The sequence below is a fragment of the Neorhizobium huautlense genome (genome assembly GCF_030811685.1).
Lineage (GTDB): Bacteria > Pseudomonadota > Alphaproteobacteria > Rhizobiales > Rhizobiaceae > Neorhizobium > Neorhizobium huautlense_A.
The window spans coordinates 1-8,063 of the sequence record NZ_JAUSRF010000039.1 but is presented as its reverse complement, the minus strand read 5'-3'; the positions used below and the strand labels follow the sequence as shown (position 1 = coordinate 8,063).

At 55.0% G+C, this 8,063-nt stretch carries 12 protein-coding genes and 1 pseudogene; 4 read left to right on the top strand and 9 right to left on the bottom strand.

Features of this window, described 5'->3' with window-relative positions; all coding sequences use genetic code 11:
- Nucleotides 1–38: 38 nt before the first annotated feature.
- On the bottom strand, nucleotides 39–449 hold the full coding sequence (tnpA, locus tag J2T09_RS27440) for an IS66-like element accessory protein TnpA (RefSeq protein WP_306840263.1): 411 nt from the start codon (nucleotides 447–449) through the stop codon (nucleotides 39–41).
- 70 nt (nucleotides 450–519) lie between these two features.
- On the opposite strand from tnpA, the pseudogene J2T09_RS27435 reads away from it, so the two are divergent.
- Nucleotides 520–723: pseudogene (locus tag J2T09_RS27435) on the top strand (transposase); the annotation flags it as partial.
- 348 nt (nucleotides 724–1,071) lie between these two features.
- On the opposite strand, the gene J2T09_RS27430 reads toward J2T09_RS27435, so the two are convergent.
- Nucleotides 1,072–2,301, bottom strand: a complete 1,230-nt coding sequence (locus J2T09_RS27430; protein WP_306840262.1) for a polysaccharide pyruvyl transferase family protein — start codon at nucleotides 2,299–2,301, stop codon at nucleotides 1,072–1,074.
- 117 nt (nucleotides 2,302–2,418) lie between these two features.
- Nucleotides 2,419–3,816, bottom strand: coding sequence for a capsular polysaccharide export protein, LipB/KpsS family (locus tag J2T09_RS27425; protein ID WP_306840261.1), 1,398 nt, complete (start codon nucleotides 3,814–3,816; stop codon nucleotides 2,419–2,421).
- A 148-nt stretch (nucleotides 3,817–3,964) separates the two neighbouring features.
- On the opposite strand from J2T09_RS27425, the gene J2T09_RS27420 reads away from it, so the two are divergent.
- Complete coding sequence (locus J2T09_RS27420) at nucleotides 3,965–4,303, top strand: hypothetical protein (RefSeq protein ID WP_306840260.1); 339 nt, start codon at nucleotides 3,965–3,967, stop codon at nucleotides 4,301–4,303.
- 8 nt (nucleotides 4,304–4,311) lie between these two features.
- On the opposite strand, the gene J2T09_RS27415 is transcribed toward J2T09_RS27420, so the two are convergent.
- Entirely contained in the window at nucleotides 4,312–4,677 is a 366-nt protein-coding gene (locus J2T09_RS27415) for a glycoside hydrolase family 108 protein (RefSeq protein WP_306840259.1), read from the bottom strand.
- Between the two features lie 59 nt (nucleotides 4,678–4,736).
- On the opposite strand from J2T09_RS27415, the gene J2T09_RS27410 reads away from it, so the two are divergent.
- Nucleotides 4,737–4,928, top strand: coding sequence for a hypothetical protein (locus J2T09_RS27410; RefSeq protein WP_306840258.1), 192 nt, complete (start codon nucleotides 4,737–4,739; stop codon nucleotides 4,926–4,928).
- Nucleotides 4,929–5,034: 106 nt separating this feature from the next.
- Here the strand turns inward: J2T09_RS27410 and J2T09_RS27405 are convergent, their stop codons facing one another.
- Nucleotides 5,035–5,883 carry a glycosyltransferase family 25 protein gene (locus J2T09_RS27405; RefSeq protein ID WP_306840257.1) on the bottom strand — a complete coding sequence of 283 codons (849 nt, stop codon included), beginning with the start codon at nucleotides 5,881–5,883 and terminating at the stop codon, nucleotides 5,035–5,037.
- Between the two features lie 400 nt (nucleotides 5,884–6,283).
- Between J2T09_RS27405 and J2T09_RS27400 the strand changes: the two genes are divergently transcribed.
- Nucleotides 6,284–6,493 carry a hypothetical protein gene (locus J2T09_RS27400; protein WP_306840256.1) on the top strand — a complete coding sequence of 70 codons (210 nt, stop codon included), beginning with the start codon at nucleotides 6,284–6,286 and terminating at the stop codon, nucleotides 6,491–6,493.
- On the opposite strand, the gene J2T09_RS27395 is transcribed toward J2T09_RS27400, so the two are convergent.
- The 4 genes from J2T09_RS27395 to J2T09_RS27380 all read right to left on the bottom strand — a co-directional run.
- Nucleotides 6,490–6,696, bottom strand: a complete 207-nt coding sequence (locus J2T09_RS27395; RefSeq protein ID WP_306840255.1) for a hypothetical protein — start codon at nucleotides 6,694–6,696, stop codon at nucleotides 6,490–6,492. The two genes, J2T09_RS27400 and J2T09_RS27395, sit on opposite strands and share 4 nt — an antisense overlap.
- 80 nt (nucleotides 6,697–6,776) lie before the next feature.
- A complete protein-coding gene (locus J2T09_RS27390; protein ID WP_306840254.1) occupies nucleotides 6,777–7,139 on the bottom strand; it encodes a hypothetical protein in 363 nt (120 codons plus the stop codon).
- Between the two features lie 29 nt (nucleotides 7,140–7,168).
- The gene (locus J2T09_RS27385) at nucleotides 7,169–7,387 is read right to left on the bottom strand and encodes a hypothetical protein (protein WP_306840253.1); all 219 of its coding nucleotides are present in this window, start codon (nucleotides 7,385–7,387) and stop codon (nucleotides 7,169–7,171) included.
- 2 nt (nucleotides 7,388–7,389) lie between these two features.
- A partial coding sequence (locus J2T09_RS27380; RefSeq protein WP_306840252.1) for a hypothetical protein occupies nucleotides 7,390–8,063 on the bottom strand: 674 nt, incomplete at its 5' end.

The window sequence follows — 8,063 nt, the reverse complement described above, 5'->3', positions numbered from 1 at the left end:
GGTCGCCAGCCAGACCTTCACACCAGCAGGAACCGGGATCATCGCAGACCCAATACGCAATCGAGAATCCGGCCAAGCGCGTCCGTGTCGATATCACTGTCCACGCGGACACGGCGACCGCGACCCAGCTCAATCGTCACATCGCTACGCTTCCGGCGTGGTTGCGACGGGATCGGCGCTTCTAAGGCGGCGGGCTGGTCTGCCGGCGCGGCCTCCGACACGATCACGGGCACCAAGGTGTTCACCACCTGAAGCGACGGCTCCTCGATCCGGCAGAGTTCCTTGCGCCACCGAAAGAGCTGGCTCACGTGGATGCCGGCCGCACGGGCGATCTCGGAAAGAACCGCACCAGGCTCAAGGCAGGCCGCAACGAGCTGCTCTTTGTCCTCGCGAGACCAGCGCCGCCGGCGCTCCACAGATGTGATGACTTCAATCGAATGCTTGGTCATAGGACTACTCCTAGTGTTTGCACTAGGACTTCCGATGTTCGCATCAACCTCGCAAGACGGCCCTCACCGGAGGCTTACGTTCCTGCCACCGTATTCGCCCGACCTCAACCCGATCGAACAGGCCTTCTCGAAGATAAAGCACTGGATGCGTGATGCACAAAAGCGGACTGTCGACGATACCTGGCGACATATCGGCGGGCTGGTCGAAACAATCCAACCCGACGAATGTGCCACCTATATCAAAAATGCAGGGTATGGTTCTGTCAAAAGGTGAACCGCTCTAAAGGCGCTGCTGCGAAAACGAGCCGCACGCAGCTTCGACACGATCACGCAAGCACTCGGTGACATCATCAGCCTCTTCTCAGTCGATGAGTGCAGAAACTTCTTCAAGGCAGCAGGATATGAGGCCGAATAGATGCGACACGCTTTAGACTTGCTGCGAGCAGTCTCGATACCAGGGCGCGGATACCACGCTTCAGCGCCTCCATCGACCCCGAACGGCGATGGCTTCGCGGAAACCCACCTCTGCCGGGGCAGGCAAACTCATTTGATCACAGTCCGTTCCAAGCCTTTTCAGCCAAGCGGTCCGCAAACGGTCCGCTCCCGTGTTGTCACACATTACCTAATGGCGAATGCCGATTAGGGATCTCACCGCCCTCATGAAGCCACTACGTTGCTTTACACCGTTAAGTGCATCGAGATACGATGGAGACGAGAGAGTGCTGTAGGTAGATGGCAACCTGCCGCCAAAGTTATGATCGCCTCGGTTTTCGTCAAAAATATTAGTTCTATCTAAAAAACCGTAGATCAAACCGGACGCAGATTTCAGTTCTCGTGAAAGGTTCTCCGCGTTCGAATTCAGGTACTCGATGTCGGCAGCAACATCGTAGTTTGGCACAACCTCCCGCGGCATGAGAGGATAGTTGAGCATCCATGACAGTCCAAGATTTTTGTGCGTGTTCGAAAGGAATTGTACGAACGGCGTCCCGGCTTTCGCGGCATAAATATTCATGTGGTAGCGGCCGCTGAAAAAGAATGGTGCTGCCTTGATAGCCTCGAACGCTTCCTGTCTTGTGCGATCCTTCCCGACCAATTGAATGCGATCGCCAAAAGATTTGGTGGCAAGATCCGCAAAGTCCAAATCGAGATCAGTTGATGCAACGATTGACAAGCCGCCATGACGAGATACGATTTCGCCGACCATCCGAAGCAAAAGCTTCGGATCCAAACTTTCAATACGCGCTAGACCTGAGAAGGCTGGATAAGCAGCCGGGCTCACCTCATTCGTATCCAGGTCATCGTAGAACGCCAAATCCGGAAGCAGCGCCGCGTCGCGCACACCTGCGTCTCGCATGAACCTTAGCGAGGCCGGCTCTCTAACGAAATTACGTTCGAAGACAGTATTAAATGCCTCAGATGCAAACTTCGTGAACTCCGTATCCAGAGAAAAAACCGTTTGATTGATGGACCAAACAGGCTTTCCGAACATCCGATTAGCAGCGATAGGCGCAGAAAAAAGGTTCTCCGAGTTATAAAACTTGTTGCCGACCATCGTGCCTTCGCCCTGAAACAGGACGAGATCTGCATCGGACAGTGCAGCAATTTCGCCTTCGTTATATGTAGCCAAAAGCGTGCGCATAGCGGCCTTGCCGCCGCGCATCATATCAACAAGCTCGGCGCGTAAATCGCCGCGCGGCACTCGTTTAATGTCAGGAAACTTGCTCTTGAGCGGGATTGTGGCGATCTCGACTTCTCCAAGATGCCTCTTCAAGTAGCGTATCAGGCCCAGACTTGTCGATTGGCAACCCCAGTTCTGTCGATCGCCAGTGTAATTTGTGATAACGACTTTCACCTATACCGCCTTTTTTTGCCCCTCCCCGATCTGTCATGGAAGATGACAAATTTTGCAAGCGTGAATCCCAAGAATTAAACTAAATTGTTGACCATGCAGTCTGGAGCCGATCCCGGGTTATCTTTTCGAAAATCCAAGCACTCGTAGTAATACTTCACGGCTACGCGAGAAAATATCCCTACCCGACGGAACTAGAAGAGGATCTTGTCGCCACTCTTCGGCAGCAAAAACGGCTTCACCAACCCGAGACTGCAGCATCAACGCCTCATCTATATCCGTCTGATACACATTCCTGTAGTAATAAAGGAACCTCTTCATGTCAGAGACAGACCGCCTCGGCTCAAACTCCGACGTAGCCTCTTCAAAATCAGCAAAATTCGAGATGCGATGCGCCACCCAATTGTAGTCGGCCTCTCCAAAAAGATAAATAGGCTTAAGATATACAATGGCCTCAGACCCCACCCCCGAATTGACCGTGCAGACTCCTAGACAGTTAGGGATCAGTTGATGAATGCTGTCATCTGTTAATATGATGATGCCAGCAGCCTGCAAAGTCGCCAACCTTGCTGCTACGGTGGGCTCTTGGCATTTCGGATGCCTTTTTACGACAACTGCAATGTCCGTCCCTTTAAAGCGCCTGACCACAGTATCCAACATCTCCAACATGGGCATTCTGGCCAGAGATTGCGTCCGATCGGCAGCCACTTGAAGCGCTACAAACACATATTTTTCCGGCAAACTGACACCCTCAGACACCTCCTTCTGATTATACTTTGAAATATTACTATGAAGCACTTGCTCCCTGTGCTCCTCGTAAAACCGATCAACCGCATCAAAATCCGGCACTACTAAATTTTCAAATTTTGCCGAGGCAAGAGTTGACCAGCCCGAGTATCCGCCTCGGTCAAGGATGACACGGCGCGGAAAATCTGAAGGCTTGAAATGCACCGTCTTCGGCTCAACGCCATGAGTATGAAACGAGAGAAAGCGGTGGGTGCGGTCAGTGAACGGTATCATGTAGTCCGGCAGAAGCAGCAGAGAAAGCCCACGGCTTTCGACTTCTTTGGCAGCGGCATTAACTGTCTGCAGCCAGATGTCTCGGGAGCTGTTGTATTCAGCCGGCAACAGCAGGAGCCGAAACCAGGTGCCTATGCATAGGTCTGCTGCTACCGCAGACTTACGACCGGCAATGTAACTACATACCAGCGCGTGCGTGTCATCCAAGGCCGCACGGTAACGGGTTACGAAATCCAACACGGTTGCTCGAGTAAATATCACATCAGCCGTTTCAGGGACGGGACGGGTTAGGGTGTGGAGAAGCGCCCCCACATCAGCGGTTTCAAGATAAAAACGCAGGAGAGATCGCCAGGTAGGCGTATCAACATCTTCTTGATCACCAAGCGCCTGAGCCGCTTTTCTGGCCTTTTGGATCACGGCTGAAAATTTTGCGCCCTTACCCCTTAAGCCAGCATCTCGAAAACTTGTGATAAGTCTCTCAAGTTCCTGCGCACTCATTCCTGTTCCCCATGGCGATAACGCTTATCGTTTGACCCGAAAGTTGAGCGGGTGCTCATCATTACTCGGACCTAGCAGATTCCATCACGATTACCATGTTTCTCTACGGAAAGAAGTCTGTCGCTGTCGTCCAGAAAGGAGGGCAGCGATGATGCAGCTGCGCGAAACTCCGATTGAGCAGATCTGCTGGCGGCAACCCTATGATCCAAGGACCGGCCCGCTGATATCCAAGCGGTTGGTTTGGGCTGGACGTATCGCCACCCGCCCGCTTGAGCAGAACAGGCACCCGCTCAAACTCGGACACCCGATCACCGACAAACCACATGATAGCTATATATTCGCAATCCCGACGCTTCTCGAATGCGGCACGGATAAGCGTGCTGTGATCGCCGACAGGCTCCATCGACAGGATCTGCAGCTTGGAGACGGCCGGAAAGTATCGCGTCTCGATCGATGGGCCAATCGTAAAGAACGTGAAAGCGGCTGAAGCGCCCCCTAACCAACAAGACCGTCGATCTTGCCGGAATAGAGACCCATGCCCTGCAGGGCACGCTGGAGCCATTTGACCGACTGCATGACGCCGGAATTCACGGCGCCGTCGAATACGACGTAGGAGATGCCGGAGGCCATGCGGTCACCCTGGATCTTGTTCCAGTATTCCCGCCGGTAGATGGCCTTCAGCTCAAGTTCCGATATCCCGCGGACAGATTGCGTCGGCATCTTCAGCGACTGTCGATAAGTATCGTAAACCCGCTGCGTGACGCCCTTCATGGTCTCGCCGCCTGGATCTTTGGGATGGTTCGAAAATCCGCCCTCATGGACAAGCACATGCGAAAGCGAGCGAGAAAACTCGGCGATCATTTGAAAGTCTCCAGTTATGGCATGGGAGTAAAGACGCCGGACGACGGCAAGGAGCAGCGATGCCGAACGGATGGCAGAAGAAATACGACCGGCGGATCACATGGCCTGGCGAAGGCCACGAAGACTGGTCCGGCTATGACGGTGAGATCTATATCGGCCGGATCACGCGCGACCTGACGACACACGGGAAGACGGTTCATTCATGCGGTCTGGCGGCGCTAACGGCAAATACGGCTTCAAGAAACGGCTGATGCCTCAACAAGGTTGGGAGCGAGAGCACTGGCAGGCCGCAAAGGCCGTCGAAGACTGGTACGATCGGATGCGCGAGGCGAACGGAATGCCGCCCCGCAAATGCACCTAGGTTGGTGGATTGGTTAGCTCCGGAAACGCTTCCTTCAGCAAGGCGAGTGCGTTGTTGGTGTCGGCATAATCAACGATAATCCGTCGGCTGCGGCCCAAGCTTCTTATGTTCTGAGTGAGAACGATTGCCGAAACCCTCACCCGCCGGATTTTGTAGCCAAGCCATTCAGCAAGCGGCGGCCGCTCTTTTGTCTTCCTTGATGTAGCGATCAGGCTGCGTCTAACGGGGTGAGAGATTGGTTCAGATTTATTCAGGATACTTACTTGTATGGCGGCGGCTGGCTCAATCTGCAGCTTGCGAAGATTGGGGGCAAGGTTGATGGCGGCATCCGCGAGGGGCAGCATCATACTAAGGCTTGTCAGCAATTTTTGCGCACCTTGCGGCCACAGTAGGTAAGCGGCTGCACCGGCGCTATCTCGAAATACTTCTGCAACCGTGTATCCGGCTTGTGCGAGAGCTCGCGGGCGTCCAAGTGTTTTCGGCGCGCCAAAGGTTTCGAGATTGACGCAATCGACATCCGAGAGCGTTGCAGCTGCCGTCAATACTGTCGCGATGTCGGTGGAAAGGATGACATCATCCTCTATGACAAGCATAGGCCGGGGAGCCTTGGCCACAATCCCCCACGCTTTCCTGTGGCTGAGCGCGCATGAGACTTCGGTGTCGCGCAAGCGCCGAGCCCAGCGGCGCTGAAGGCGCTTCATCTCTTCGTCCGGTATGTCACCGGCCGTCGTCGCGTCCATGAATTCAAACGACAAGCCAAGGCGCTGAAGTTGATAGGCCTGAAGTGTGCGGCGCTCCATCGACGACGCCATGCTGATAACCAATATGTGTGGCGCGTCCTGCACGTCCAGCGACCTTCAGGTGAGGCTTTAAACAAGCCGATCTTTAATTTCGAGAAGAAGCCGTGCCCTTCTACAGCGATTAGTTGGGTTTAGAGGCATCAAAGTGATTGCGCAATGGAGGGCTATAGGAAGCTTTTTTTGGCAAAAGGTCATAGAATCACTGAAAATGGGGCAGGCTAGGTAAATATCCATGGTTAAGCGCGGCTTGACCTTTATCCCTCATTCTCCATGCCAAATAGGGTGGTCGTGCCTGTGGCACGCCATGCATGATGAAGCTTGGAGAAGCGAGCATGAAGATGCGCCTTGCGACCACGGTTGCTGCGGCAATGCTGTTGGCCGGCGTTGCCCATTCGGCAGACCTCTACCAGCCCTAGCAGCCTGAGCCCATCATGGATGCTCGGAAGTGACGGTTCAGGAAGCGAGCGGTTGGTATCTTCATGGTGATGTCGGCGACTCGTTCAACAAGATTCGCGGCGCGAAGTTCTTCCAGGGCGGTGCCGCTGACAGCGAAGGCGATTTCGCGTCTACGGATATCAAGGACAGCTTTCTGCGATTGGGGAGTACGCAGATCGAGGCCGAACCCGAGAGAAAGCCCGCTCATCAACGCGCCTAGCGGAAGCCACGGATTGCCGTTTCGGTCGGGTACGGCGTGCGGATATAGACCTTGTCGCCCGCAAGCAGATTGGCAACGATCTCGCGCGTGCCATTACCGGAGAGGACCATGTAATCCTCATGGTTCACAGCAGGCGCCGACGCTGCGATGCAGAGATCGACGGACTGCGTATTCACCTGAGCCGACGCGGGAGTAATCAGCACCGTCGATTGCGGGCTGCCAGCTGGTCGTGCCAGCCACCTTGAATGTGTTGGTCATGGGGAAAACCTTTTTTGTAGATCGCCTAACCGAAGTCAGGCCAGATGACCGCATCAGTGACAGCATGGGCCGCCTCGAGCGACGACGCCTCGGCAATCGACTTCTTAGCGTCGAGCCGGACGGCCTCGAGCGCCGAACCAATGACCTGCCACTGCCTGTTGCTGTCGTCGATGATCGTCGCGACGGCATGGTGCGTCTCGGCGGCAATGCCCACTTCCGCAGAGATCAGCGGATAGTCTTCCGGTTGAGGATCTTCTGCAGCTAGGTAACGCGCCGCCTCCGATGCCTTTTGCATGTAGGTCATCGCCTGCCCATCTCCGGCGGTGATGTATCTCTTCCGCTGAATTTCAGCTGCGTCATCAATCGCCAAATTGAACGCGTCTTTCACGCTCGCCAGATCCGGAGATCGGATCGATATTATCGTCGCGCCACATCCTCTGAACCGCCATCGACGTCTGTCGATTGCTCTGCAAACCAAGCGTCCGCACCAATTCCGAAGCCATGAGGGTTAGAAAAGTCAGCAATCCAGTTATTCCGCTGAGAATGATCTTCGGGAAGATCTACGTCCTCGACGGACCAATCAGAACTGGGGTCGATAACGCCTATGCCGCCTTCAAACGGATACAGGACCTTCATGATCACTCCATTATAAATACGACGCCCATAGCTGGGTCGACGAGAGTTCCACCGGCGTTGATGAAGTCGTATTCGAAGGAAGTCGTCGTCATCGTGCCTACTCTCGGCAGGCCGATGCGCGGCGCGCTGCCATCGGTTGATCCTATGACGCCAGGCGCATAATTCGCGTCTGCCCGGCCTGCGGAAAAGTCGCAGCGATAGCGTCCCGTTGCCAGCTGCGTGATGGAAGACACTCCGCGTTGCTTGGCAATCACGCCTGCCGAGGAATGGCGCGCGAACACCGGCCGCGAAGCCGCGAGCGCCTGAGCCGTTCGCAGCGGCGACATACCTGTCGTGTTATCAGTACCCGTTTCTGCCTGCGCCTGCGTCGCCAGCTTCAGCGCGACGATCAGATTACCACCGGAAAGACTGCCGGACACATCAACCCCGGCACCGGCCCCGACAGTCGCCGCAGACGAAAGCTTACCGCCCAGCGCCGTATCCATATCCTCCAGCGCCGCAGCTACCTTCTCAAGCGTATTGAGGTCACTCGGGGCATTCCCTGCGGCAACAAAGAGAAGTTCAGAGTCAAGCAATCGGTACCCTAGGTGTTTAGTCCCACAGTGTGATGGCGTATTATTGTCGCGATCACAGAGGGACACTCTATGGGCCAATTTCTTCATGGCAGCGCCAAGAC